We start from the raw sequence: 26,116 nt of genomic DNA, 5'->3' as shown, positions 1-26,116 counted from the left end.
TGCTTTAATGCAGTTGCCTGATGAGAAAGGCCACTTTGGGCCTTACGGTGGTCGTTTTGTATCCGAAACACTAATGGGGGCTCTTCAGGATCTTGAAAGAGTATATGAAAAACTGTCGGCGGATGCGGATTTCCAAAAAGAGTTTGATTACGATTTAGCTCATTATGTTGGTCGTCCATCGCCGTTGTATTTTGCCGAGCGTTTGACGCAAGAAGTAGGTGGCGCAAAAATCTACTTAAAGCGTGAGGATTTAAACCACACTGGTGCGCATAAAATTAATAATACGATTGGCCAAGCTTTGTTAGCCAAATTTATGGGCAAGCCGCGTATTATCGCTGAAACAGGTGCCGGGCAGCATGGTGTGGCTTCTGCTACCGTTGCGGCTCGTCTTGGTCTTGAGTGTAAAGTCTACATGGGTGTAGATGATGTTCATCGTCAGTCGTTGAACGTATATCGTATGAAATTGTTGGGTGCAGAGGTCGTTGCTGTTAAGTCAGGAACGCGCACGCTTAAAGATGCTATGAATGAAGCGATGCGTGATTGGGTAACCAATGTCGATAATACTTTCTACATTATAGGTACAGCAGCAGGTCCGCATCCTTATCCTAAATTGGTACGTGACTTTCAATGTGTTATTGGACGCGAAGCGCGCCAGCAATGTTTTGAGCACGAAGGGCGTTTGCCTGACGCTCTTGTTGCTTGTGTTGGTGGTGGTTCCAATGCAATTGGTTTGTTCTATCCGTTTATAGAAGACGCCGATGTGCGGATGATCGGTGTTGAGGCAGGTGGTTACGGTGTCGAAACTGGGCAGCACGCAGCACCTTTATGTGCGGGTCGTCCGGGAGTATTGCATGGGAATCGAAGCTATTTAATGTCAGATGATGCTGGGCAAATTTTGGGTACGCACTCTGTCTCGGCGGGTTTAGATTACCCAGGTGTTGGCCCTGAGCATGCATGGCTGAAAGATTCAGGGCGTGCAGAGTATGCCGCGATTACCGATGATGAAGCATTGGATGCTTTTCGCATGTTAACAAGAGTTGAAGGTATCATGCCTGCTTTAGAGTCCAGTCATGCTGTTGCTCATGCAATGAAAGTCGCTAAAGAGATGGATAAAGATCAGATAGTTGTGGTCAACCTATCAGGTCGTGGTGATAAAGATATTCATACCGTTGCTGGTATTGATGGTATTGAAATTTAGTAGCTAAGGAGATTTTGAGAATGGGTCGTATTAATCAATGTTTCGAATCTCTTAAAGCGGATGGCAGAAAAGCGCTCATTCCGTTTGTGACTGCAGGAGATCCTCAGCCGTCAGTTACTGTGCCATTGATGCATGCTATGGTCGATGCTGGCGCAGATATCATCGAGCTAGGAGTGCCTTTTTCGGATCCTATGGCTGATGGGCCTGTTATCCAGTTGGCATGCGAGCGAGCATTAAGTCATGGTACACGTCTCCTCGATATATTGGAGATGGTTAAAGAGTTTCGTGTGATAGATAAGAAAACACCTGTTGTATTAATGGGTTACCTAAATCCAATAGAAACGCTTGGATACGAAAGCTTTGCTAAGCAATCTAGTGACGCAGGTGTTGATGGTGTATTGACAGTAGATCTCCCACCGGAGGAATCTGTTGAATTTGCTGGCATCATGAAAAAATATGCGCTAGATGTGATTTATTTGTTAGCGCCAACAACAGAAGAGAGTCGTGTTCAGCAAGTTTGTGAGTTTGGATCAGGTTATGTCTATTACGTGTCAGTTAAAGGCGTAACTGGTTCAGCGGCATTGGATGTTAATGAAGTTGCCAGCAAACTTGAAGTGATACGTCGCCATACTGATATGCCAGTAGGTGTCGGCTTTGGCATTCGTGACGGGGAGTCTGCTGCTGCAGTTTCTAACGTTGCTGATGGGGTTATAGTAGGAAGCGTATTGGTTAATGCGATCGCTGAAAATGTATCCCAGCCAGAACAGATTTCTATTGATGTCGCTGCTATCATTGCGCAAATGCGCAGTGCTATGGATGCCTGAGAATAACGAATTATCATACTGGATTTAGATAAGAATGAGTAACTGGTTAGATAAAATTGTCCCGTCGCTCGCCCGTTCTGAAAATAAAAGAGCGAGTGTTCCTGAAGGTCTTTGGAAGAAATGCCCTAAATGTGAGGCTGTTTTGTATCTTCCGGAGTTAGAAAAAAACCTTAATGTTTGCACTAAATGCGATCATCACATGCGCTTAGCTGCACGTCAGCGTTTGGAGTTTTTTTTAGATAAAGATTCCTATACAGAGCTGGCTGCAGAAGTAGAGCCAGTTGATCGTTTGAAGTTTAAAGATACAAAAAAATATAAAGACCGACTATCAGCAGCGCAAAAAGCCACTGGCGAAAAAGATGCGTTGGTTGCTATGCGTGGCTCCTTGTTATCTATGCCTGTTGTTGCTGTTGCTTTTGACTTCCGTTTCATGGGTGGCTCAATGGGTGCTGTTGTTGGTGAGCGTTTCGTGCGTGCTGTTAATATAGCGCTTGAAGAAAATATTCCACTTATATGCTTTTCGGCGTCTGGTGGTGCTCGAATGCAAGAAGCGCTGATCTCTTTAATGCAGATGGCTAAAACGAGTGCAGCATTACAGAAAATGCGCCAAGCAGGTATTCCTTATATATCAGTGCTTACTGATCCTGTTTACGGTGGCGTTTCTGCTAGTTTAGCAATGTTAGGAGACCTGAATATTGCTGAGCCAAAAGCGTTAGTTGGATTTGCTGGTCCACGTGTTATTGAGCAAACCGTACGAGAGAAGTTACCAGAAGGCTTTCAAAGAGCTGAGTTCCTACTGGAGCACGGCCAGGTTGATATGATTGTTTCACGTTTAGAAATGCGCGAACGCTTGTACTCAATCTTGTCAATGTTTATGCATCGTTTTGTAGAACCGGCTGTTGAAGAAGTGGCTATGGTGGAAACAGTAGAGCTTTCGGAAGAGCATGTAGATACTTCTGATGAAGAGCGCTCTGATAAAGACTCCAGCTCATAAACTAGATAGTTTAGGCCGGTCTTGCCGGCCTTTCTTTTGGTAAACTATTTTAATGAATAGATCAGAATTCTCACTTGAACAATGGCTAAGTTGGATGGAGCAAAGCCACCCGGTAGCCATTGATCTTGGTCTTGGGCGGGTGCAAGCCGTATTTAATAGATTGTCATTAAATTTTGATAATGTGCATGTTGTTACGGTAGCTGGCACTAATGGTAAAGGCTCCACTGTTGCTATCTTGGATGCTATTTATCGCCAATCAGGGTATAGAACAGTCTGTTATACATCTCCTCATTTACAAATATATAATGAACGAGTCCGCTTAAACGGGCTGTTAGTAGATGACCGCACTTTAGTTGATGCTTTCAATGCAATTGATGTGGCATGTGAAGATGTTTCTTTAACATATTTTGAAATGGGAACGCTTGCTGCCTTATGGATTGTGGCAGAACAGCAGCCTGATGTAGCGCTATTAGAAGTGGGTCTGGGGGGGCGTTTAGATGCCATCAATGTAGTGGATGCTGATGTATCAGTCATCACCACCATTGATGTAGATCATGTTGACTGGCTTGGTAGTGATCGTGAAAAAATTGGTTGGGAAAAGGCCGGTGTTTTTAGAAAAGATAAACCTGCGGTATGCGGTGAGTTAAATCCTCCTCTCTCTATAGAAAATTATGCCTTAGAGCTCGGTAGTCGTTTACGACAAGTTAACAAATCTTTTGAATATCAGGTACAAGGTAATCACTGGACTTGGCGCGGATGTGATATTAACGATGAGTCTTTGTTTTTCGATGACCTGCCGTTGCCTCGTTTACCTCTACAAAATGCTGCCACTGCTATACAGACAGTTTTAATGTCTGATTTAAAATGCACTCCTGCAAATATCGCGATGGGATTGCGAGATGCGAAAGTTTCAGGCCGTATGGAATCTGCTGAATATCAAGGTCGTCATTTTATTCTTGATGTAGCGCATAATCCACAATCAGCTACCTACTTAGCGGAGCAGTTAATAGCGCTTGAAAACAATAACGTTCAGTTAGTTTTAGGTATGTTAGCGGATAAAGACTGTGCTGCTGTTATCAAGGCGTTATCACCTGTTGTGGCATGTTGGCATTTAGTCACTTTAGATGTTCCAAGAGGGCAAACAGCTGAACAGCTAAGTGTTCACGTCTCTAGTATGAGTGACGCAACTATTATTTGCCATGATACGGTTGCATCGGCTATTGATACACTGATAGGCAATGAGGGCGACACCAACTTGATTGTAGTTGCTGGCTCTTTTTATACAGTAGGGGATGCTTATCCCGTTCTTCAGAGAGAACTGCTTTAATGGACGATAGTGTGAAAAGGCGGCTGTTAGGCTTGTCTGTGATTGTGCTCGCTGCTGTAATTCTTTTTCCTTTATTTCTTACCGGTGAAGGGTATAGGGAAAGGCATTTAGAAAGCCGCATACCTGTAGCACCTGATATGCCTGAAATTGTAGATATGAAGCCACAAACTCAGTTGCTTCCGGACACGTCAAAACTTGCTCCGGTACAGGGTTCTCCCGAGAAGGTTGTGGTATTAGTAGAAGATGTTCCTGAAAAAGAAGTGCAGGTTAAAGAGAAACGGCCAGTAGTCAGTACGAGTAATGATAAGCCTCAATTGGATGAGCAAAATGTACCGGTTGCTTGGACGTTACAGCTTGCTAGTTTTAAGGACGAATCAAATGCGCGAGCTCTACGTAAACAGCTAGTTGAAGCTGGGCACAAAGTTTATACGAGAAAGAATGCGAATCTCTTTAAAGTTTATGTAGGACCGGATATGCAGCGTGAACGTCTGGAGAAGCTCAAAGAGTTGCTTCAAAATGACTTCGGCCTTGATGGAATAATTTTCAGATTCACGACTCAGTGATTGGGTTCATCTTAACCCTCTGTTAGAATGCGCGCAAATTGGATAGGTAATATGAAAAATGAACTGGGCTGACTGGGTAATCCTCGGAATTGTAGGGATTTCAGGACTCTTTAGTATCAGGCGTGGCTTTGTAAAAGAAGCATTGTCGTTACTAACATGGGTCACTGCATTTGTGATTGCGCGGCTTTTCACTGATGCTTTAGCGACTGTTTTGACTGACTATATTCAAACACCATCATTTCGTATTGTATCCGCGTTTGCCATACTGTTTATATTGACGTTGATTGTTGGCGCTTTAGTCAGCAATTTGGTTGGTTTACTGGTTGAGGCGACGGGGTTAAGCGGTACTGATAGAATCCTAGGTATGGGCTTTGGATTAGCGCGAGGTGCCATAGTGGTTGTTGTGCTTGTTGCTTTGCTGGGAGAGACGCCGGCAGTGCAAGATGCTTGGTGGAAGGAATCGCAGTTGATTCCTCATTTTGCTTTAATGGAAACATGGTCCAAAGAGGTTGCAACTGAGGTTGGTCAATTGATTTGGAACGCAGGACGTTAATAAGACAGTGGTCTACATTTAAGATCAAATAGTTTTTTCTGATTCCTCTTGAGGTAGTGTACATGTGCGGTATTGTTGGGCTAGTAGCCAAATCCCTTGTTAATCAGACAATTTTTGATGCGCTGACTGTGCTTCAACACCGCGGACAGGATGCCGCTGGTATGGTGACCTGCGAAGGAAACCGATTTTTCCTACGTAAGGATAACGGATTGGTTAATGAGGTGTTTCGCACACGTCATATGAAACGTTTAATGGGCAATGTGGGTATCGGGCATGTTCGCTACCCAACAGCAGGCAGCTCAAGTGCTGCTGAGGCCCAGCCGTTCTACGTTAACTCTCCCTATGGCATCGCTTTGGCTCACAATGGCAATTTGACCAATGCTGAAGAACTTGTCGAGCAAATGTTTCGTGAAGATTTACGTCACATCAACACAACTTCTGACTCTGAAGTATTGCTTAATGTGTTTGCACATGAATTGCAGCACCAGAGAAAATTAAAGCCGGAACCTGAAGATATTTTCGAAGCAGTTTCTAAGGTACATAAGCGAGTAAAAGGTGGTTATGCCGTTGTTGCGGTTATTACTGGCTATGGTGTAGTGGCGTTTCGTGACCCCAATGGCATTCGCCCACTTATTTATGGAACGCGATCAACACCCGACGGTGAAGAATGTATGGTCGCTTCTGAAAGTGTTGCATTGGATATTGCAGGCTTTACCCGTGTTCGCGATATTGAACCAGGTGAAGCAATATTCATTGATATGGATGGTAATGTTTTCACAAAGCAATGCGCAGAAGACACTAAGATTACTCCCTGTTTGTTTGAATTTGTTTATTTAGCTAGACCAGACTCTATTATTGATAACGTTAATGTCCACCAAGCGCGTATGCGCATGGGCATTAAGCTTGCTGAAAAAGTTAAAAGCTTACGACCCGACCACGATATTGATGTGATTATGCCAATACCTGACACTAGCCGTACCTCTGCTCTTGAGATGGCAAAGCATTTGAATGTTACATTCCGTGAGGGTTTTATTAAGAACCGATATATTGGTCGTACCTTTATAATGCCTGGGCAAACGCAGCGTAATAATTCAGTTCGTCGTAAACTTAATCCGATCGAGCTTGAGTTTAAGGATAAAGTTGTCATGTTGGTCGATGACTCGATTGTTCGTGGAACGACATCAAAACAGATAGTTCAGATGGCAAGAGATGTGGGTGCTCGTAAAGTATATTTTGCTTCAGCAGCGCCTCCCGTTCGTTTTCCAAATGTGTATGGTATTGATATGCCATCCCCAGAAGAATTTATCGCCCACAACCGGTCGGTTGATGAAATCGGCGAGGCTATAGGTGCCGATTGGATGATCTTTCAGGAACTGGATGATCTCAAGGATTCTGTATCAGAAGGTAATTCAGATACTATCAGTGACTTCGATTCATCAGTATTTGATGGTTACTACGTAACAGGTGATATTGATACGCCTTACTTGGAGCGCTTAGATCAGAAGCGCAAAGATGCAGCTAAAATAGTACCTGAAACGGTCGATCATGAAGATGAAGCTCCTGCTGATCTTCATACTGAAATTTCATAAGAGTGATCTCTAAAATGTCTAAACCAGGTTTTGAGCGAGAAGAAAGAATTCAGTTCGCACTGCCAGATGCAGGGCTTTCAACCTTGGCTATTAGGGCGGGACAAACGCGGACGTCAGAGGGTGAGCATAGCGATGTTATTTTCCCTACATCCAGTTTTGTTTACTCAAGTGCGCGAGAAGCGGCTGCGCGTTTTAGTGGTGATGAAGAAGGCAATATTTATTCACGCTTTACTAACCCAACCGTTAATGCTTTTGAAAAGCGAATGGCTGCGTTAGAAGGCGCTGAAAGAGCAGTAGCAACGTCATCAGGCATGGCTGCCATTCTGAGTATTGGGTTGTCTCTTTTACAGCAGGGCGATCATGTTGTCTGCTCACGCAGCGTCTTTGGTTCAACTATTTCGCTATTTGAGAAATATCTTATTCGTGCTGGCATTACCACTAGTTTTGTTGATCCTAAAGATTTAAGTGCATGGGAAGCAGCGATACAGCCAAATACACGTTTGTTGTTTTTAGAGACACCTTCAAACCCACTTGGAGAGTTAACGGACATCCAAGCTTTAGCTGATATTGCACATAATAATAATGCCTTAGTCGCAGTTGATAACTGTTTCTTGACGCCTATCTTCCAGCAGCCGTTAAAGTCTGGTGCTGATATCGTTATCCACTCGGCGACTAAGTATTTAGATGGCCAAGGACGATGTGTTGGAGGTGTTGTTGTTGGATCAGATGCTCTTATGGAAGAGGTTTTTGGTTTTATCCGCACTGGCGGAGCATGCATGAGTCCATTCAATGCTTGGGTGTTCCACAAAGGATTGGAAACCTTGAAAGTCCGTTTGGAAGCTCATGCAAAAAGTGCGCTAGAGTTAGCCACTTGGTTGCAACAGCAGCCAGGGGTTGAGCGAGTTTATTACACTGGTTTAGAGAGTCACGCTCAACATACGTTGGCAATAAAGCAGCAGACCGGTTTTGGTGGTGTGCTATCGTTTGAGGTAAGCGGTGGGCAAGACGCTGCATGGCGTTTTATTGATTCTACGAAATTAGTATCGATTACGGGTAATTTTGGTGATGTGAAATCTACGATTACACATCCGGCAACGACAACTCATGGACGAATGACTGATGAGGCGAAAGCCGATGCAGGTATTAAGAAAAACTTAATCCGTTTATCGGTAGGCCTCGAAGATATCGAAGACATTCGCACTGATATGCAGAGAGGTTTAGATTCGCTCTGATTATTGAGTTTGGGCACTATAGATTGCTTCAATACGATGTAAAGAGCCTGTCGGTCTTGACCAGCTGCTTATTAAATTGTAGTGATCTACTGTAAAACTCAGGGTGTCAAATACTCGACGGCTTTCGAGTAGATTTAATACTAAATGCTCGTCACTCTTGTGAGTGTAAGCCAGTGTAATATGAGGTTTAAAAGGTCTCCCTTCAAAGCCCATATCAATGTCGTGTAACGCACTTAGAATTTTTTGGTGGAGTAACACTACTGGTTCCTCAGGGTTAATACCTAGCCAGATGTCCCCGCTACGAAAACTTCCAAACCGATCACAATGTAATGTAAACGGTTCAAAGGAGATGTTTTCTAGTTGCTGGTTTAGTGCCGGAAGCCACTTCTTTTTGATTGACCCTAAGAATGCCAAGGTGATATGAAGCCTTTCTGGTGGCGCCCATTTTACACCGTGGAAATTACAATACAGCTGAGATATCTGCTGTTGAACGGTGTCGGGTAGGTCTATAGCAATAAAAAGACGCATCCGATATCCCTTAATTATATAGTGAATAAAGCATAGACATGAACGCTGATAAAGTGAATACGCAGACGGGTAAAATCATACTTGCTCCCATGGAAGGGGTTGTAGATGCGACCATGCGCCATCTTATAACTCAGTTAGGTGGGGTTGATCTGTGCGTTACGGAATTCATACGTATTACCGGTTATGTTTTGCCTGAGAAAGAGTTTTTGAAATCGGCACCTGAGTTGGCTAATCAAGGAAAAACACCTGCTGGCGTGCCGGTTGTTGTGCAGTTATTAGGAAGTGAACCTGAGTTGTTAGCGATGAATGCTGTTAGTGCTGCGAAAATGGGTGCTCCAGCCATTGATTTGAATTTTGGTTGTCCATCAAAAACGGTTAATAAACATCGCGGTGGTGCGGTGCTGCTCGATGAACCAGCCTTAATACATAAGATAGTGAAAATGGTCAGGCAAGCGGTGCCCGATGATGTCCCTGTGACAGCAAAAATGCGGCTAGGAAACTTGGATAAGTCACTAGCAATTGATAACGCCATTGCTATCCAAGAAGCAGGTGCTGATAGTTTGGCCGTTCATGCAAGGACCAAGGTGGAGGGGTATAAACCACCTGCTCATTGGGAGTGGATAGGGCGAATAAAAGAGAGTGTGAATTTACACGTTGTTGCTAATGGTGAAGTTTGGAACTGCGAAGACTATCAACGCTGTAAAGACCTCAGTGGTTGTGACGATGTGATGATTGGTCGAGGCCTTATTGCACGCCCCGAGTTAGGTCTAATGATCAAAAGTTATCAGCTTGGCCAAAGCGGGGGGGCAGCAGCATGGTCACAGATCATTATGCTCTTACTGGAGTATTTTTCATTTGTTGAGCAAAAACTACCCCCTAAATATGTGCATGGTCGTATAAAGCAATGGCTGCATATGATGCGCCCTCAGCGTGAGGAGGCGGAAAAATTGTTTTTTAGCGTGAAAACTATTAATGATCTTGGTGATTTACGTGCTTGCCTAGAGCGCGAGCTTTAATTTTCATCAATGAAAATGGGTTGGCGTTTAGGGCCCCAATTACCTGGGTTTTTTCCAAAAATACCCGGAATGACTGTTTCGCATTGACCGCATTTGCCATCATGGATATACCAGCTGTCTAGCTGGTATCCATTACGCTCAATCAACAAGGTTTTGCAGTTGTGGCAATAAGTAGAACTGGCTTGCACGTGTTGTATGTTTCCAATGTATACATAACGAATCTGGTTTTGTAGAGCGATGCTGCGCGCTCTTAATAATGTTGCTAGTGGTGTAGCTGGAATATTTTGCATTTTCCAGTCAGGGTGAAATGCTGAAAAATGTAATGGTACGTCTTGTCCTAAGTTCTTACTTACCCAACTACATAACGCTTCAATCTCTTCGTTAGAGTCATTTTTGTTTGGTATTAACAGCGTTGTGATTTCAAACCAAATAGAGGTTTCGTGCTTAAGGTACATCAGTGTATCTAGTATCGTACTGAGTTTCCCGCCGCAAATGTGCCGGTAGAAATGATCGGTAAATGCTTTTAAATCAATGTTTACTGCATCAAAAGATGAAAAGAAGCGAGGACGAGCGGCATCGCTTATATATCCAGCGGTGACTGCAATACTCTTTATATCTGCCGCTCTACATGCGGCGGCGACATCTTCAGCGTACTCTAAAAAGATGACAGGGTCATTATAAGTAAAAGCAACAGCGCGACACTTATTGTCCGTGGCCGCTGTGGCAAGTTGTTTGGGAGTGGCGTTATTGCAAAGGAGATCCATGCCTCTTGCTTTGCTAATATCCCAATTCTGGCAAAATTTGCACGCTAGGTTACATCCGGCTGTTCCAAAAGACAGAACGGGTGTGCCCGGTAGGTAGTGATTTAGTGGTTTCTTTTCGATGGGGTCAATGCAGAAGCCACTAGATCTACCATAGGTGTGTAGTTGCATCAGTCCGTTTACATTGCCACGAACATAACACACGCCTCTTTGCCCATCTTTCAATGTGCAGTGATGAGGGCATAGGTCGCACTGAATGCGTTTGTTATCCAGTGGATGCCAGAAAAGAGTCTCTCTTTGATCTGGATTCATAAGCAATGCAGGTTTAGTATCTAAAGTGTACTGATAAGAGTATCCATAAACGCCAATATAAAACATATTGGTCGGGGAGGGTAGCGTATGAAGATTCGACCTGCCGCTGTTGCCGGGCTTTTCTATCCCGAAGATAAAGCTGCTTTATGCAGTGTGCTTGCTGATTTAATGCCGGACAACCCGCTGGAAAATGTGCCGCTCTATCAGCGACAGAGCCCTATGGCATTGATTGTGCCTCATGCAGGTTATATCTATTCTGGTGCCGTTGCAGCACTTGGATATAGGCTTCTTAAGAAATGCTCAAGTTTTAATAGTATCTATTTATTTGGCCCTAACCACCGAGTCCCTTTAGAGGGGTGTGCCGTTCCCCTAAGTGATTATTTCTCCACGCCATTAGGTAATGTTGACGTTAACCGCAAGGCTATTAAAGCGCTTTTGGAGTACTCGATAGTAATCGAATCAGATGTGGTTCATGCTCAGGAGCATTGCTTAGAAGTTCAACTGCCTTTCCTTCAGTATCTGCAAATTAATGGCCCGGTAGTGCCTGTTATTGTAGGGGAATGTGCCGTTTCTGATATTGCTTGTATTATCGAGCCTTTATTGATTGATCCAACTACATTGGTGGTTGTCAGTACTGATCTCAGTCATTTTCACTCTTACAAAAATGCACAGAAAGTTGATGCGCATACCGATCTTAAAATAATGAATGCTGACCATGATTTAAAACCTACCGAGGCATGTGGATGTAACGCGTTAAATGGCTTGCTTCTGGCGATAAAGCATCAGAATCTCACTATCAAAAAATTATCTCAATGTAATAGTGGTGATACGGCGGGAGCTAAAGATCGCGTCGTTGGATATGCAGGTTATGGTATTTTTTAATATGAATGCAGAAGAGACGACGAGATTATTAGCATGTGCGCGAGCGTCTATTACACAGGGGGTAATTGGAGGGGGAGAGCAGCGCCCCACTAGCTTGGATCAAGAGGAACTAGGCGCTTGCTTTGTGACACTGTCATTGAACGGGAGTTTACGTGGGTGTATTGGATCACTTGAGGCCAGTCGCCCTTTAACTGTGGATGTGTGGGAAAATGCCTATAGTGCAGCGCTTAATGATCCTAGGTTTCCTCCATTAGATATGGACGAGTTGGGCCGTGTGAAAATAGAAATTTCAGTCATCACGCCTGCATTGTTACTAAGTATTGATAGTGAACAGGATTTGATAGATAAAATACGTCCTGGCATTGATGGCTTGCTATTAGAAGATGGTTCTCATAGAGCGACATTTTTGCCTGCCGTATGGGAAGTTTTACCCAATGTTCGAGATTTTATAGTGCACTTGAAGCGTAAAGCGGGGTTTGCAGATAATTATTGGAGTGATTCTATCAAGTTTTCTGTTTATCAGGCGATTAAGCTTACGGAGTAACTTTTGAATTGCTCTGTGAAGAACTTTATTAGCCTTAATCGTTCATAATAAGAGTTAACGCTTTTTTTGTTGTATTAACCAACTACTTTCAATAAAGAATATATTCCATGCTATCTATTTTTAAATATCGCCCACTCATTGAAACATCAAGTGCTGATTGGATTTACGATACATTTGAGTGGGCCATACAAAATTTTGATAAAAAAGAGTTTTTTCAACGTAGCCAATTAATACAGCCCACTAATGAATTTTTTCCAGGGAGTGTCGATAGTGTTCATGCTAAAGCGGAGAATATATTCAGGCATACGCTGAAATATGCCGGGCTAGAGCATTGGCCTTTCAGACTTCAATCACCGGAAGTATTTGAAAACTTGCCTGTTCAACAAATGGCACTAATTGATGTCGAGCGTAATTCATGTGACGAAGTTTTGCCTGTCGCTATGTATGAGTGCCCGTTTAATATCACTTATAACCGACAACAGACATTGAAGCCTGAAGATTTATCATCAAGCTTTGCTCATATAATTGCCCAACATTTGATGCTTCAGTCTCATCAGCTTCCGCCTGGCGGGGTTGACTACCTTATAGAAGGAAGTGAAATCACCGCTGTTTACATGGGTTTCGGTGTTATGTTGGCTAACTCGGCTTATACATTTAGAGGGGGGTGTGGTAGTTGCTACAACGCACAAGCAAATCGGCAAGCGAGTTTATCTGAAAGTGAAATAGTATTTTCTTTAGCGCTTTACTGCCGTTTAAAAGAAATACCAGACCCGCAAGTCTTTGCTTGTCTAAAAAAACATTTGAAAAGCGATTATAAGCAAGCATGCAAGCAAATCGATAAACGTCCCGAAGTGTTAGCAAGGCTGCTGGAATATAAAAGGGGTGCTTTTTAATGTCTACGTTAAAGTATCTAACCGCTTATGCTCCTGAGCTGCAACAGCAAGTACAGCAGATGATTGACCAACAACGATTGGCTGGTTTCTTGCTAAAAAAGTACCCGCAAGTACATGACGTTAGTAATGATAAGTATTTGCGTGAGTATGTTATGGCACTTAAAAATCGATATTTAAAGAAATCGGCTCCACTTAGTAAAGTGACTTATGATAGTAAAATTCATGTGATTAATAATGCTTTAGGGCTGCATAGCTATGTTTCCCGAGTGCAGGGGGCAAAGCTAAAAAGTAAAAATGAGATTCGTATCAGCGTAATCTTTAAAAAAGCACCTGAAGTTTTTTTAAATATGATCGTAGTTCATGAATTAGCGCACTTGAAAGAGAAGGAGCATAACAAAGCATTTTATCAATTATGCCAGTATATGTTGCCGGACTATCACCTACTAGAATTTGAAATGCGGCTCTATCTTACGTACTTAGAGTTAGATGGCGCGCTTTATTCCTAAAGTAATGTAGAATGCCCATCCACTAAAGTACACCGAGAAATGCAATGGATTACGAATTTACTTTTGATGAGTTGGGACGTCCAGTGGCCAAGTTTTCTATGGGAGCAGAGGCTATAGGTCGGTGGTTTTCGGAAGAATTAGGAGGGGATCGACAGCAGATGGACCAGCTAGTGCTTCTTATAGAAGAGATAGAGCTTGGGAATATGATTGATCACCAGCAATCGGGACAAGAGTTTCAGTTACGACTTAATAAAAATGAAGTCGAAGTTGTTGCTTTGGCTTTGGGACTTGATGTGGATGAAGAGCTACCAGAAGAAACCAATTTGTATGATGAAGAGTCTTATGCAGGGTGCGGATTACCTGATTTTAAACAAGCACTGATATCGTGGCAGTCATTTGTTAGTTGAGAGTACTGGTAATAGATAATTACCATATTTGCACAGATAGCTTTACAATAGTCCGAAAATTATTTCCTAAAACTGCAGTGGCATCATGAATCGAAAGAAGAAAATTAACAGCATTCTTATTAAAAGAGCCAAAAAAGCCAACAGTAAGGTGAATCCTAGCAATAAACCACGATATATTTCTAAAGAAGAAAGAGCTAAGCAAGAAGCCGCAGAGTAAGCTTGGTTCTTGTGCATAAAACTTGCCTAGCGTAGATACTGGCGCTTAAAAAACACTACTCAGATAGACCTTCGCTCTAAAGCTCTGTGAGCGTTGAAAGCAAGTTATTGACTTTATCATAAGTTTCTTGGTATTCCATTTCACTTATTGAGTCAGCAACAATTCCTCCACCCGCCCAGCAATGTACTTTGTTGTTCTCAACTAATAAGGTGCGAATAGTAATGCTTGTGTCTATTTGTCCTGTTAACCCAATATAGCCTATGCTTCCGCAGTAAATACTGCGGCGATGAGGCTCTAATTCATCGATGATCTCCATCGCTCTTATTTTGGGCGCGCCGGTTATTGATCCACCGGGAAAGCACTCTTTAAGTAGGCTAATAGGTGATGCATTGGGTTCAAGAGTCCCGGTCACTGTGCTCACTAAATGGTGCACATTTTTGTAGCTCTCAATAGCAAAGAGAGAGGGTACTTTTACACTGTGGTGTTGGCATACTTTGCTAAGATCGTTACGCAATAGATCAACAATCATGACGTTCTCAGCTTTATCTTTACTTGAGTTCTTTAGTTCATTGGCTAGCTGAAGGTCTGTTGTTTCGTCACCGCCTCTTGGGCGAGTACCTTTTATAGGTTGGGTGATGACGTGACCTTGCGTGTCCGTTGATAAAAACTTTTCTGGTGATAATGATAAAACAGCACCATGTTCGGTATCAAAATAAGCGGCGTAATGTGTAGGTGCAGCGCGGCGAAGTTGTTTGTATGCTTCCCATGGATCTCCATCGCATTTAGCGCTGAAGCGCTGTGCTAAATTAACTTGGTAGCAGTCGCCAGCATGAATGTAATCGTCAATCTTCGCTAGGCTTGTATGGTATGCCTGCTCATCTAGGTTACTGACAAACTTACTGGTCAATTGGAAAGGCTTTTTCACCGAACGAATGGACGTCGATGCTTTTTTGGAAATTTTACGAAGGGCTGTTTCGTCAACAAGGTGAGAACCATAAAGGTTTGCTGTTTTTATTTCATGATCTATCACTATAGACCAGCCATATAAACCGACTTGCATCTCAGGTAATAGCGTGTCGTCTATGGCTTGCTCAGGTATGCGCTCTATCGCCCGCCCTAAGTCATAACTAAAGTGCCCTACTAGCCCACCATTAAAAGGAACGTTTTCTGGTAGGTGCTTCGGATCTGTATGCGAATATTGGTAAAGCTTCTCAAGTGCGGCAAATGGATCAGTATCTGGACTGATACTGATGGGTAAGTTTGTCCCTGAAAGTAAGCCTTGGCGGTAGCTGAGTTCGCATAGGGGTGCAGCGACCAAAATATCAAAACGGCCTCGTTCGCTACACGGTTTTCCGCTATCAAGAAGAATGGCGTTACCTAAGTCTCTGATACGCTCATAGTAGTCAGTCGTGCTGACATGGTATGGCAGTGCAATGCATCTAAGCAATCGATCGAACCTTATAGTTATACGGTTATTCTGAAACTGTTATATAAAGAAGGGCATTTTACGCATCCTACTTATGGATAGCGAGAGTTACTCCTACTCTATCTTTATCTGCACAATGGAAGGCGTATACTGGATTGTAGACAATTTATATAGGGATGGTTTTATTCATGCGCAGCAACCAAAATGTCTCTCAAAGAGAGTTGCATTTACCCGATCAGATTATTACCTATCGTATCGTTAAAAATCCGAATGTGAATAACGGGAAAAAGCTCGTATTGCTACATGGTGCAGGTGTGGCGGGAAATGATACATGGGTGTTAATTGCTTCTATGCTAACTCAATGGGAGGAGGTGTTGATACCTGATCTGCGAGGGATGGGAGATACACACTATCCAGATAAGCAAGATTATCCATTCAGTGCTCAAATGCTGGTGGCTGATTTGAGTGCCGTCGTGGATCATGTGAATTGGTGGCACTTTGATTTGGGAGGGTACTCGCTAGGCGGGATGGTGTGTATGTTATATAAGCAACAACATTCTGACCGAGTCTGTAAGCAATTCCTTTTAGAGTCAGCGTTACTCGATAGACCTTGTTGGGATTCAACTGCTTTGTTACGTCAACGGTACAGTGAGGCTGCAGATCATCTACGCAGTAATAACCATGATGAGGGCATTCGTAATTTCATGAATACTATTTCTCCAAACAGGAGAACTTCAGTGCAGATTGATGACTTAACGGCTTCTCGGCTAGGGAAGCGCCCGTTGGGATTTGCGTATGCGCTAGATTGCGTCACTGATGCAATAAATTTGATTAATAGAGAAGAACTTGTGGCCGCTCAAGGGGATGTAACAAGCCTCATTGGCGGCTTAAGTGTCGATTTAATGCACCAATATCATCGAGATATGGCAGAAGGTTTGCCCAATTGGCATTATTTTCTTGTAAAGGGAACAGATCACTCTTTGCCATTTCAGAAGCCTCGTCAGATTGCCAAGATAATGAACGAAGAAACTTTACGATATAGAAGTTTATAAGTAAGGGTAAACTCTTAAACTTTTGTATTGTGTTGACAACTTTATTCTTTTTTACGGTTGACGCGCTTAAAAACGCACGCTATCGTTGTATTAAATAAAGATTGTCGACAATCCAAAAACTGATTGTTAATGGCAGATATGAAAATATGAATGAAGCACCGATAGAAAGCCGAACACTCGCTGACAAAGTGTGTGAGCAAATTATCAATGCCATTGTTGTAGGAGACTTTCCTCCTGGGCAAAAGATAAGTGAACCAGAATTGGCTCGTATCTATGGCATTAGTCGCGGTCCGTTGCGCGAAGCAATGCGTAGGCTAGAGGCATTGCGCCTAATTGAACGTAAGCCTCATATTGGTGCTCGAGTTGTAAAACTTAATGAAAAAGAGTTAATCGAAATCTATCGGGTTCGAGAGGCTTTAGAAGGTATGGCTTGCCGCATGGCTGCGGAGTTTATGCCAGATGAAGAAATTGCTCGTTTGCGATCATTATTAGACGAACATGATCGGTCAATAACGCAACTGGATGGACAGTCGTATTTTCAAAAGGAAGGCGACCTAGATTTTCATTACCGAATCGTGCAGGGCAGCAAAAATGAAACATTGTTGGAACTGCTCGGTAGTGACCTGTATCACTTGGTACGTATGTACCGCTATCAATTCAGTGTATCGAGTTCACGTCCCAAGCGCGCACTCAAGGAGCATCGTCAGATTGTCGATGCTATTGAGGCGAGGGATCCTGAACTAGCAGAGATTCTAATGCGCCGGCATATTAGTGCTGCGCGTAAGAACATAGAAGAGAAGCTGAACACCGCAACTGACCTCAAAGGGGAAAAAAATGGCTAAACTTACTGCAGGCGGTCGATTCCGCAAAGCGCTATTAGAAGCAAAACCACTTCAAATTGTAGGCACCACTAATGCGTACCATGCGATGATGGCTGAGCGTGTTGGCCATAAAGCTATCTACCTTTCGGGTGGTGGTGTTGCCAATACTTCTTATGGTTTGCCTGATTTGGGTATGACCTCCATGAATGATGTTCTGGAAGATGTTCGTCGTATCAGTAGTGCTGTTGAAACTCCTTTATTAGTTGACATCGATACAGGCTGGGGTGGGGCGTTTAACATTTCTCGCACAGTTAAAGAGATGACTAAAGCCGGCGCTGCTGCTGTTCACATAGAAGATCAGATTGCACAAAAGCGTTGCGGCCATCGTCCAAATAAAGAAATCGTTTCTTCTCAGGAAATGGTTGATCGCGTTAAAGCTGCTGTTGATGCGAAAACAGATGATGACTTTTTCATTATTGCACGTACTGATGCTTTCCAAATGGAAGGTTTAAACTCTGCAGTAGATCGTGCTCAAGCATGTCTTGAAGCAGGTGCTGACGGTATCTTCGCAGAAGCTGTTCACACACTAGAAGATTACAAAGCGTTTGCAGATGGTATTAACGGAGCTCATTTACTCGCGAATATTACTGAATTCGGTGCTACGCCGTTGTTTAACACAGAAGAGCTTGTGGCAAATGGTGCTTCTATGGTGCTGTACCCGCTTTCAGCTTTCCGTGCGGCGAATAAAGCAGCACTGAATGTTTATGAAGCATTACTGCGTGATGGTGATCAAAAAGCAGTAGTTGATACGATGCAAACGCGTATGGAGCTATATGATTTCTTAAACTATCATGATTTTGAGCAGAAGCTAGATGCGCTTTTTGCTGAAGGTAAAAACAAGTAATTAACAAATTTGTTAAGAGCTTTATCGTACGATTAAAATTAAATAATTAGAAAAACTGGTACGGGAGGCGAAGCCTCCCAATGACAGAAGGAGAAACCAGATGGCAGAAGCAAAAAAACTAAGTGGTGCGGGCCTGCGTGGTCAGTCTGCTGGTGTTACTGCACTCTGTACTGTGGGGCAAACCGGTGCAGGTCTGACCTATCGTGGGTACGACATTAAAGAGCTGGCTGATAAAGCACAATTTGAAGAAGTTGCATATCTGTTACTGTACGGCGCTTTGCCAACACAAGCAGAGCTAGATGCATATAAAGCACGTCTAAAAGGCATGCGTACATTACCAGCAGCATTGAAAACTGTTTTGGAACAGATTCCTGCGGATGCACATCCAATGGATGTTATGCGTACGGGTTGCTCAATGCTGGGTAACCTAGAAACTGAGCTGAGCTTTACTGATCAGCTTGATCATATTGATCGTATGCTGGCCGTATTCCCAGGCTTGATCAATTACTGGTACAACTTCAGCCATAACGGCAAGCGCATTGACGAAAATACCGGCGCCGATTCTATCGCTGAGCAGTTTTTATGGACGCTACACGATAAAAAACCAGAGCCTTTGCATGTCGATGTAATGCATGCTTCTCTGATTTTGTATGCTGAGCATGAGTTTAATGCATCGACGTTTACTGCACGTGTTTGCGCTTCTACGTTGTCGGATATTCATAGCTGCGTAACGGCAGCGATTGGTTCGCTACGCGGCCCACTTCATGGTGGCGCGAACGAAGCTGCGATGGATATGATTGAAAACTGGAAAACTCCTGATGAAGCAGAAGCTAAAATCATGGGTATGTTAGAGCGCAAAGACAAAATTATGGGATTTGGGCACGCAATCTATAGTGAGTCTGATCCACGTAATGCCATTATTAAAGAATGGTCTAAGAAATTATCTGAACAAGTTGGCGACTCTAGCTTATATGCAGTTTCTGAGCGTGTTGAAGCAATAATGTGGCGTGAGAAAAAACTCTTTTGTAATGCTGATTTTTTCCATGCTTCTGCTTACAACTTCATGGGTATTCCTACCAAATTATTTACGCCGATCTTTGTTTGTTCACGTGCGGCTGGTTGGACGGCCCATGTGATGGAACAGCGTGCAAATAACCGGATTATTCGTCCAAGTGCTGACTACACAGGTCCTGAATCTGCGCAGTGGGTTGCTATCGAAAACCGTGGTTGATTGATCGAGTAAGGGCTGATTCTTCAGCCCTTACAGTTTTTATGCGCTAACAGATATCTGCTTGGCCATAATTAATTTTGCTTTAGAAAAGGTTGGGTTGGCTTCCATTCACTAATACGCCTGCCCCGTCTCTCTGAACCATACTTAATGGAGTTCAGACGCAATGAATACTGAATACCGCAAATCATTACCAGGTACAAAGCTAGATTACTTCGATACGCGTGCAGCAATCGAAGAGATTCAACCTGGATCTTATGCAAAACTACCTTATACTTCCCGCGTATTGGCTGAGCAGCTGGTTCGCCGCTGTGAGCCTGAAGCATTAACTGATTCACTAAAACAGCTTATCGAATTTAAACGTGAACTGGATTTTCCTTGGTATCCGGCACGTGTTGTTTGTCATGATATTTTAGGACAAACAGCCTTGGTTGATTTGGCTGGTTTGCGTGATGCGATTGCTGATCAAGGTGGTGACCCTTCTAAAGTTAACCCTGTTGTGCCTACACAGTTAATCGTTGATCACTCCCTTGCTGTTGAAGCGGCAGGTTTTGATCCAGATGCATTTGAAAAGAACCGTTCAATTGAAGACCGTCGTAACGATGATCGTTTTCACTTTATCGAGTGGTGCAAGACTGCATTCGATAATGTCGATGTAATCCCTGCTGGTAACGGCATCATGCACCAGATTAACTTGGAGAAAATGTCCCCAGTTATTCAAGCGCGTGATGGTGTTGCTTACCCAGATACTTGTGTCGGTACTGACTCTCACACGCCACATGTTGATGCGTTAGGTGTTGTTGCGATTGGTGTTGGCGGACTTGAAGCTGAAACCGTTATGCTGGGCCTACCGTCCATGATGCGCCTACCGGACATCATTGGTGTAAAGCTTACGGGTAAGCGCCAGCCTGGCATTACTGCTACAGATATCGTATTGGCTATCACCGAGTTTTTACGTAACCAGAAAGTTGTTTCTGCTTACCTAGAGTTCTTTGGTGAGGGTGCTAAAAACCTAACGATCGGTGACCGTGCCACTATCTCCAATATGACGCCTGAGTTTGGTGCGTCTGCGGGTATGTTCTATATTGACGAGCAGACCATCGACTATTTGAAACTGACGGGGCGTGAGCCTGAGCAAGTTGCTCTTGTTGAGCAGTATGCCAAACTGACAGGTTTGTGGGCAGATGATCTAGAAAGTGTTGAATATGAGCGTGTTCTTGAGTTTGATCTGTCGACTGTTGTCCGCAACATGGCTGGTCCGTCGAACCCGCACCGCCGTCTACCAACGTCTGCGCTAAATGAGCGCGGTATCGCCAGTGACGACATGTTGGCTGCGGCTAAGGTTGAAGAAGCTGATGGTTTGATGCCTGATGGCGCGGTAATTATCGCCGCGATCACTTCGTGTACTAACACCTCTAATCCACGTAACGTAGTGGCAGCAGGTTTAGTCGCTAAGAAAGCAAACGAATTAGGCCTTGTTCGTAAGCCTTGGGTTAAGTCGTCATTTGCGCCAGGCTCTAAAGTGGCCAAGTTGTATTTAGAAGAAGCGGGTTTGTTGTCTGAGATGGAACAACTAGGTTTCGGTATTGTTGGTTATGCCTGTACTACGTGTAATGGCATGAGTGGCGCATTGGATCCTGTTATTCAGAAAGAGATCATCGATCGTGATTTGTACTCTACAGCGGTGCTTTCTGGTAACCGTAACTTTGACGGCCGTATTCACCCGCATGCAAAGCAAGCGTTCTTGGCTTCGCCTCCGCTAGTTGTCGCTTATGCGATTGCCGGTACGATACGTTTTGATATTGAAAAAGATGTATTGGGTAATGATAAAGACGGTAATCCAATCACTCTGAAAGATATTTGGCCTAGTGATGAAGAGATCGATGCGATTGTTGCGAAGGCCGTTAAACCTGAGCAGTTTAGCCAAGTTTACATCCCAATGTTTGACTTAGGAGCAGTAGAGAAATCTGCAAGTCCGCTATATGACTGGCGTCCACAGACTACTTACATCCGTCGTCCTCCTTATTGGGAAGGTGCTTTAGCAGGTGAGCGTACGATGAAAGGTATGCGTCCATTGGCTGTACTTGGCGATAACATCACAACTGATCACTTGTCTCCATCAAATGCAATTCAAGCATCAAGTGCTGCAGGTGAATATTGCGCCAAAATGGGCTTGCCAGAAGAAGATTACAACTCTTATGCAACACATCGAGGTGATCACCTAACGGCACAGCGTGCAACGTTTGCTAACCCTAAACTGCTAAACGAAATGTGCCTTGATGAAAAAGGTGATGTTAAGCAGGGGTCGTTGGCGCGTATTGAACCAGAAGGCCAAGAAAGCCGCATGTGGGAAGCGATTGAAACCTACATGGAGCGTAAGCAGCCGTTAATTATCGTTGCGGGTGCTGACTATGGTCAGGGCTCATCACGTGATTGGGCTGCAAAAGGTGTACGTCTAGCAGGTGTTGAAGCGATCATGGCTGAAGGCTTTGAGCGTATTCACCGTACGAACCTTGTTGGTATGGGTGTATTGCCACTTCAATTTAAAGAGGGTGAAACACGTAAAACTTACGCGATTGATGGTACAGAAACCTTTGATGTAGAAGGCGATGTCTCTCCTCGTGCAGAGCTTACCGTCATCATTAATCGTGCCAATGGTGAAACAGTTAAAGTGCCCATGACTTGTCGTTTGGATACTGCAGCTGAAGTGAATGTGTACAACGCCGGTGGTGTACTACAACGTTTTGCTCAGGATTTCTTAGAAGCAACCGTTTAAGCATTACATACGATCGGTAAGTGTTGTTTTGTCTTCAAACAGTACACAGTCATTGCTGTGTACTGTATGAGGGGCAGCGCATACCGGTCTACTTAAGCAACACGATTTTAATAACCACAAGAAAACTTTTAATTACCTCTGCTGTGTAGGTTGGCTGCAATGCCGCTGAACCGTAGTTGACGTTATTAAGATTTTTCTGAACCGTGGTGCTGATGATCATTAGCGCCCGATAAGATAGGACAATTATATTATGTCGCAAGTACCTCAAATTAAAATTCCTGCTACCTATATCCGCGGTGGAACGAGTAAAGGTGTGTTTTTTCGCCGCCAGGACCTTCCTGAAGCTGCTCAGGTACCTGGTGCTGCGCGCGATAATATACTTATGCGCGTTATCGGTTCTCCAGACCCATATGGTAAGCAAACTGATGGAATGGGCGGAGCTACGTCGAGTACAAGTAAAACAGTTATTCTAGATAAGAGTAACCAACCTGAACATGATGTCGATTATCTGTTTGGTCAAGTAGCTATAGATAGAGCTTTTGTAGATTGGAGTGGTAACTGCGGTAATCTAACAGCGGCGGTAGGTGCATTTGCTATTAGTGGTGGTTTGGTTGATGCAAACCGCATTCCTGAAAATGGCGTGTGTATTGTTAGGATTTGGCAGGCAAATATTAAGAAAACAATTATTGCTCATGTGCCTATCACTAATGGTGAAGTGCAAGAAACAGGTGATTTTGAGCTGGATGGTGTGACGTTTCCTGCAGCAGAAGTTCAAGTTGAGTTTATGGACCCGGCAGATGGTGATGGGGCTATGTTTCCTACTGGCAACCTCGTTGATGATCTTGACGTCCCGGGCGTTGGTACGTTTAAAGCAACGATGATTAATGCAGGCATCCCTACCATTTTCCTTAACGCAGATGAAATTGGTTACAATGGAACTGAGCTTCAAGAGGCTATTAATGGCGACCCGGTGGCACTAGAGCGCTTTGAGACCATAAGGGCCTACGGAGCTGTCCGCATGGGTCTTATTAAAGACATATCAGAAGCGGTTGCTCGCCAACATACACCTAAGGTCGCTTTTTGCGCACCTGCACAAAACTATGTTTCTTCTAGTGGAAAGCAAGTCACCACTGATGATATTGATGTGGCTGTTCGTGCACTTTCTATGGGTAAATTACACCATGCTATGATGGGCACGGCGGCTGTTGCTATTGGTACAGCGGCTGCTATTCCCGGTACATTAGTCAATATTGCTGCGGGTGGTGGAAATCGCAATGCTGTCACGTTTGGCCATCCTTCAGGTACTTTAAAAGTAGGTGCTGAAGCTGCAAAAGTTAATGGCGAGTGGACAGCGACTAAAGCCATTATGAGCCGTAGCGCTCGTGTGCTAATGGAAGGCTGGGTGCGTATTCCTGGCGATGCTTTCTAACGAAGTTAATTAGTAAAAAACCATTAACCCGGTCATTACTGCAATGGCCGGGTTATTGTTTTCCGGTTGAAGTGGGGATGTGGTAGATCCAACTCCCTATCAGGAAGGGTCTGCTTCTACTTCTTTGGCCCCACATGGTTTCATGTGGGGTTTTTTTAAACGGTTTATTCAAATAATAAATAGATTCAAAGTATTGGTAAAAGCTTAGCTCTGTGTTGTTTTTCGCAAGGCTGTTCTCCAATAAGTAACAAGCTTTCTTCCGCAAAACCAATACCTGCCTCGGTATAGAAGTTGAAGACATTATTGATGCCCGCTTTGATTAATTGGTCGCGCTCATCCTGATAGCGTGCAATTGCTGCAATCTGACCCTTGTAGTGAGCATTTCGAAGCTGAATGGTTATATTTTTATCATCTTCAATGGAGGGGAGTGCCAGTAGAATAAGTTTTATGCCTGAAGTATCAAAGCTTTCCCATAGGTCGGCATCTTCACCGTCTCCAAAAAATACATTCATACCTAGTAGCTGATATTCTTTGACTCTAATCCTGTCTGCATCCATGCCAACTACGCGTTGATCAACAATATTTTGTAACGCTTTAAATGCTCCTTTACCGACACGCCCTAAGCCGATTACTAGAATTTCTGCATGAGGGGGTTGGATGAATAAGTCTTCCTTTAAACGAGTGTGACTTTCGAAATGCTTGATTTTTTCTTTGTATATTCGATAAATCTGATGAGCATGCCTATAAAAAAGACTCGTAAGAATGAAAGATATCGATACGGACAAAGCAAGAATTACAAGCCACTCTTTATTTAACCACCCTGAGTCTACACATAGTGCAGCTACTATTAAGCCAAATTCACTAAAATTACTCAGTGCTAAGGCGGAGAGGAAGGATGTTCGACCTCGTAAATTTAAACGTAAGAATATAAAGAAAAACATAAGAAATTTTATAAGAATTACACAAGAAACGAGAGAGGCCATGCCAAGCATTTCCCAGTTGGGGAGTGCAGTGAAGCCAATGGAGAGAAAGAAACCGATTAGAAACAGGTCTTTAAAGCTGAGGAGGGATTTTGTTAGCTCGCTTGCTTTTGAGTGATGGCTCAATAATACACCAAATAAGAGAGCGCCCAGATCACCTTTAACGCCTACTAAAGTGAATAGCTCGTAGCCACCAAGGGCAAGAAAGAAGCCTGTTAAAGGCAGCATTTCGCCATGCCCAGCCCTATTGAGCAACGCATCAAAAAGGGGGCGGATGAATACGAGAGCAAATAACCCTAACGCCCAAATAGAAGGGATTTTCCCGGTAGCAAAAACTAAAAATATAACAGCAGCTATGTCTTGCATAACCAACACGCCGATAGCAATCTGACCATGGCGAGTTTTCATTTCCCCGCTTTCTTCTAGCAACTTTATAATACAGACGGTGCTACTAAAACTTAATGCAAAACCGAGAAGGGCTGCGGTTTGTAAGCTTATATCTAAAAAAAATGGAAAAGATGCAAGGGCTAAGAGTAGAGAAAAAGAGCCAAATAAAAGTGTCCAAATACCCATGTGAGACAAAGTGCTGGCCCATATTTCTCGTTTGAGTAGATCGGAAACATGCAATTTAAGACCGATAGTGAACAGCATGAGTGTAATGCCCAGATCAGCCAGAGTACTGAGAGAGTCTGTTGGCTCGACACCAATAAAATGGAGTACAAAACCGGCAAACAAGAAACCTATAAGGGGAGGGAGAGAGATCAGCTTGACCATGAGCCCACAAACAAAAGCAAACAAAATCCAGATAAAGTCCATAGTTTCCTACATTTTTAGATCAATGGGTTTGTGGAGCGTCGCACTATGATAAGATATTCTTTTTTAAATCATAGTCGTAACTGCCATATTATTATTGCATTTTTTCATTAGTTATTGGCGTATTCAGTGTTTTGAGGAACAAGCATGTTTAAGAAGCTGAGATCAATGTTTTCATCCAGCGAAGAGGCACAAAAAGAAGTTGCTGAAGCAGTTGACAGTCAACAGGGTTCCGTTGCCAGTGATGGCTTGGAAGTAGCATCCGAAGTTGCTGCACAAGAGGCAATAGAAAAGGATGCTCTGGCAGATGAGCAGAAAGATATCCCGCAAGCAGATGAACA

Annotated in this window: 26 protein-coding genes; 22 read left to right on the top strand and 4 right to left on the bottom strand. The window is 43.5% G+C overall.

Annotated elements, in window-relative coordinates; genetic code table 11:
* Positions 1-7 precede the first annotated feature (7 nt).
* The 8 genes from trpB to QZZ55_RS14675 all read left to right on the top strand — a co-directional run bounded on the left by trpB (position 8) and on the right by QZZ55_RS14675 (position 8,280).
* The gene (trpB, locus tag QZZ55_RS14710) at positions 8-1,198 is read left to right on the top strand and encodes a tryptophan synthase subunit beta (protein ID WP_293268139.1); all 1,191 of its coding nucleotides are present in this window, start codon (positions 8-10) and stop codon (positions 1,196-1,198) included.
* A 20-nt stretch (positions 1,199-1,218) separates the two neighbouring features.
* A complete protein-coding gene (trpA, locus tag QZZ55_RS14705; protein WP_293268124.1) occupies positions 1,219-2,022 on the top strand; it encodes a tryptophan synthase subunit alpha in 804 nt (267 codons plus the stop codon).
* 34 nt (positions 2,023-2,056) lie between these two features.
* A complete protein-coding gene (accD, locus tag QZZ55_RS14700) occupies positions 2,057-3,016 on the top strand; it encodes an acetyl-CoA carboxylase, carboxyltransferase subunit beta (RefSeq protein WP_293268122.1) in 960 nt (319 codons plus the stop codon).
* Positions 3,017-3,068: 52 nt separating this feature from the next.
* Positions 3,069-4,343, top strand: coding sequence for a bifunctional tetrahydrofolate synthase/dihydrofolate synthase (folC, locus tag QZZ55_RS14695; RefSeq protein WP_293268120.1), 1,275 nt, complete (start codon positions 3,069-3,071; stop codon positions 4,341-4,343).
* Positions 4,343-4,906: an SPOR domain-containing protein gene (locus tag QZZ55_RS14690; RefSeq protein WP_293268119.1), complete on the top strand. Its 564-nt coding sequence runs from the start codon at positions 4,343-4,345 to the stop codon at positions 4,904-4,906. The genes folC and QZZ55_RS14690 overlap by 1 nt, the downstream gene beginning before the upstream one ends.
* Before the next feature lie 58 nt (positions 4,907-4,964).
* The gene (locus QZZ55_RS14685) at positions 4,965-5,459 is read left to right on the top strand and encodes a CvpA family protein (protein WP_293268118.1); all 495 of its coding nucleotides are present in this window, start codon (positions 4,965-4,967) and stop codon (positions 5,457-5,459) included.
* Between the two features lie 62 nt (positions 5,460-5,521).
* Positions 5,522-7,048 (top strand): amidophosphoribosyltransferase, encoded by a 1,527-nt coding sequence (gene purF, locus QZZ55_RS14680; protein WP_293268116.1) that lies wholly within the window; start codon positions 5,522-5,524, stop codon positions 7,046-7,048.
* Between the two features lie 14 nt (positions 7,049-7,062).
* Entirely contained in the window at positions 7,063-8,280 is a 1,218-nt protein-coding gene (locus QZZ55_RS14675; protein ID WP_293268114.1) for an O-succinylhomoserine sulfhydrylase, read from the top strand.
* On the opposite strand, the gene thpR is transcribed toward QZZ55_RS14675, so the two are convergent.
* Positions 8,281-8,808: an RNA 2',3'-cyclic phosphodiesterase gene (gene thpR, locus QZZ55_RS14670; protein ID WP_293268113.1), complete on the bottom strand. Its 528-nt coding sequence runs from the start codon at positions 8,806-8,808 to the stop codon at positions 8,281-8,283.
* 38 nt (positions 8,809-8,846) lie between these two features.
* Between thpR and QZZ55_RS14665 the strand changes: the two genes are divergently transcribed.
* Positions 8,847-9,824 carry a tRNA-dihydrouridine synthase family protein gene (locus tag QZZ55_RS14665; protein WP_293268112.1) on the top strand — a complete coding sequence of 326 codons (978 nt, stop codon included), beginning with the start codon at positions 8,847-8,849 and terminating at the stop codon, positions 9,822-9,824.
* Here QZZ55_RS14665 and amrS read toward each other — a convergent pair.
* Entirely contained in the window at positions 9,821-10,897 is a 1,077-nt protein-coding gene (amrS, locus tag QZZ55_RS14660) for an AmmeMemoRadiSam system radical SAM enzyme (protein WP_293268111.1), read from the bottom strand. The genes QZZ55_RS14665 and amrS overlap by 4 nt on opposite strands.
* An 87-nt stretch (positions 10,898-10,984) precedes the next feature.
* Here amrS and amrB point away from each other — a divergent pair, with 87 nt between their 5' ends.
* From amrB to QZZ55_RS14630, 6 genes are all read left to right on the top strand, one after another.
* The gene (gene amrB, locus QZZ55_RS14655) at positions 10,985-11,779 is read left to right on the top strand and encodes an AmmeMemoRadiSam system protein B (RefSeq protein ID WP_293268110.1); all 795 of its coding nucleotides are present in this window, start codon (positions 10,985-10,987) and stop codon (positions 11,777-11,779) included.
* Positions 11,766-12,323: an AmmeMemoRadiSam system protein A gene (gene amrA / locus QZZ55_RS14650; protein WP_293268108.1), complete on the top strand. Its 558-nt coding sequence runs from the start codon at positions 11,766-11,768 to the stop codon at positions 12,321-12,323. The genes amrB and amrA overlap by 14 nt, the downstream gene beginning before the upstream one ends.
* 107 nt (positions 12,324-12,430) lie before the next feature.
* Positions 12,431-13,216 carry a hypothetical protein gene (locus QZZ55_RS14645; RefSeq protein WP_293268107.1) on the top strand — a complete coding sequence of 262 codons (786 nt, stop codon included), beginning with the start codon at positions 12,431-12,433 and terminating at the stop codon, positions 13,214-13,216.
* Complete coding sequence (locus QZZ55_RS14640; RefSeq protein WP_293268105.1) at positions 13,216-13,722, top strand: M48 family metallopeptidase; 507 nt, start codon at positions 13,216-13,218, stop codon at positions 13,720-13,722. Before QZZ55_RS14645 ends, QZZ55_RS14640 begins: the two co-directional genes overlap by 1 nt.
* A gap of 44 nt (positions 13,723-13,766) precedes the next feature.
* Positions 13,767-14,129: a YacL family protein gene (locus QZZ55_RS14635; RefSeq protein ID WP_293268104.1), complete on the top strand. Its 363-nt coding sequence runs from the start codon at positions 13,767-13,769 to the stop codon at positions 14,127-14,129.
* A gap of 85 nt (positions 14,130-14,214) precedes the next feature.
* Positions 14,215-14,346, top strand: coding sequence for a DUF2986 domain-containing protein (locus QZZ55_RS14630; RefSeq protein ID WP_293268102.1), 132 nt, complete (start codon positions 14,215-14,217; stop codon positions 14,344-14,346).
* 76 nt (positions 14,347-14,422) lie between these two features.
* Here QZZ55_RS14630 and pabB read toward each other — a convergent pair whose 3' ends face one another.
* The gene (gene pabB / locus QZZ55_RS14625; protein ID WP_293268101.1) at positions 14,423-15,793 is read right to left on the bottom strand and encodes an aminodeoxychorismate synthase component I; all 1,371 of its coding nucleotides are present in this window, start codon (positions 15,791-15,793) and stop codon (positions 14,423-14,425) included.
* Positions 15,794-15,960: 167 nt separating this feature from the next.
* On the opposite strand from pabB, the gene QZZ55_RS14620 reads away from it, so the two are divergent.
* The 6 genes from QZZ55_RS14620 (at position 15,961) to prpF (ending at position 23,982) form a co-directional block, all read left to right on the top strand.
* On the top strand, positions 15,961-16,824 hold the full coding sequence (locus QZZ55_RS14620) for an alpha/beta hydrolase (RefSeq protein ID WP_293268100.1): 864 nt from the start codon (positions 15,961-15,963) through the stop codon (positions 16,822-16,824).
* 146 nt (positions 16,825-16,970) lie between these two features.
* Positions 16,971-17,666, top strand: a complete 696-nt coding sequence (locus QZZ55_RS14615) for a GntR family transcriptional regulator (protein WP_293268099.1) — start codon at positions 16,971-16,973, stop codon at positions 17,664-17,666.
* A complete protein-coding gene (gene prpB, locus QZZ55_RS14610; RefSeq protein ID WP_293268098.1) occupies positions 17,659-18,549 on the top strand; it encodes a methylisocitrate lyase in 891 nt (296 codons plus the stop codon). Before QZZ55_RS14615 ends, prpB begins: the two co-directional genes overlap by 8 nt.
* Positions 18,550-18,649: 100 nt before the next feature.
* The gene (prpC, locus tag QZZ55_RS14605) at positions 18,650-19,780 is read left to right on the top strand and encodes a 2-methylcitrate synthase (protein WP_293268097.1); all 1,131 of its coding nucleotides are present in this window, start codon (positions 18,650-18,652) and stop codon (positions 19,778-19,780) included.
* 163 nt (positions 19,781-19,943) lie between these two features.
* Positions 19,944-22,553 carry a Fe/S-dependent 2-methylisocitrate dehydratase AcnD gene (acnD, locus tag QZZ55_RS14600; protein WP_293268095.1) on the top strand — a complete coding sequence of 870 codons (2,610 nt, stop codon included), beginning with the start codon at positions 19,944-19,946 and terminating at the stop codon, positions 22,551-22,553.
* Positions 22,554-22,803: 250 nt separating this feature from the next.
* Positions 22,804-23,982, top strand: a complete 1,179-nt coding sequence (gene prpF, locus QZZ55_RS14595) for a 2-methylaconitate cis-trans isomerase PrpF (protein WP_293268094.1) — start codon at positions 22,804-22,806, stop codon at positions 23,980-23,982.
* A gap of 185 nt (positions 23,983-24,167) precedes the next feature.
* Here prpF and QZZ55_RS14590 read toward each other — a convergent pair whose 3' ends face one another.
* Positions 24,168-25,778: a cation:proton antiporter family protein gene (locus QZZ55_RS14590; RefSeq protein WP_293268093.1), complete on the bottom strand. Its 1,611-nt coding sequence runs from the start codon at positions 25,776-25,778 to the stop codon at positions 24,168-24,170.
* A gap of 144 nt (positions 25,779-25,922) precedes the next feature.
* On the opposite strand from QZZ55_RS14590, the gene QZZ55_RS14585 reads away from it, so the two are divergent.
* A partial coding sequence (locus tag QZZ55_RS14585) for a hypothetical protein (RefSeq protein WP_293268092.1) occupies positions 25,923-26,116 on the top strand: 194 nt, incomplete at its 3' end.

It is taken from the genome of Neptunomonas sp. (genome assembly GCF_016744175.1).
Lineage (GTDB): Bacteria > Pseudomonadota > Gammaproteobacteria > Pseudomonadales > Balneatricaceae > Neptunomonas.
Note: the sequence above shows the minus strand (reverse complement) of the source record. Positions and strands in the feature narration are given on the sequence as shown.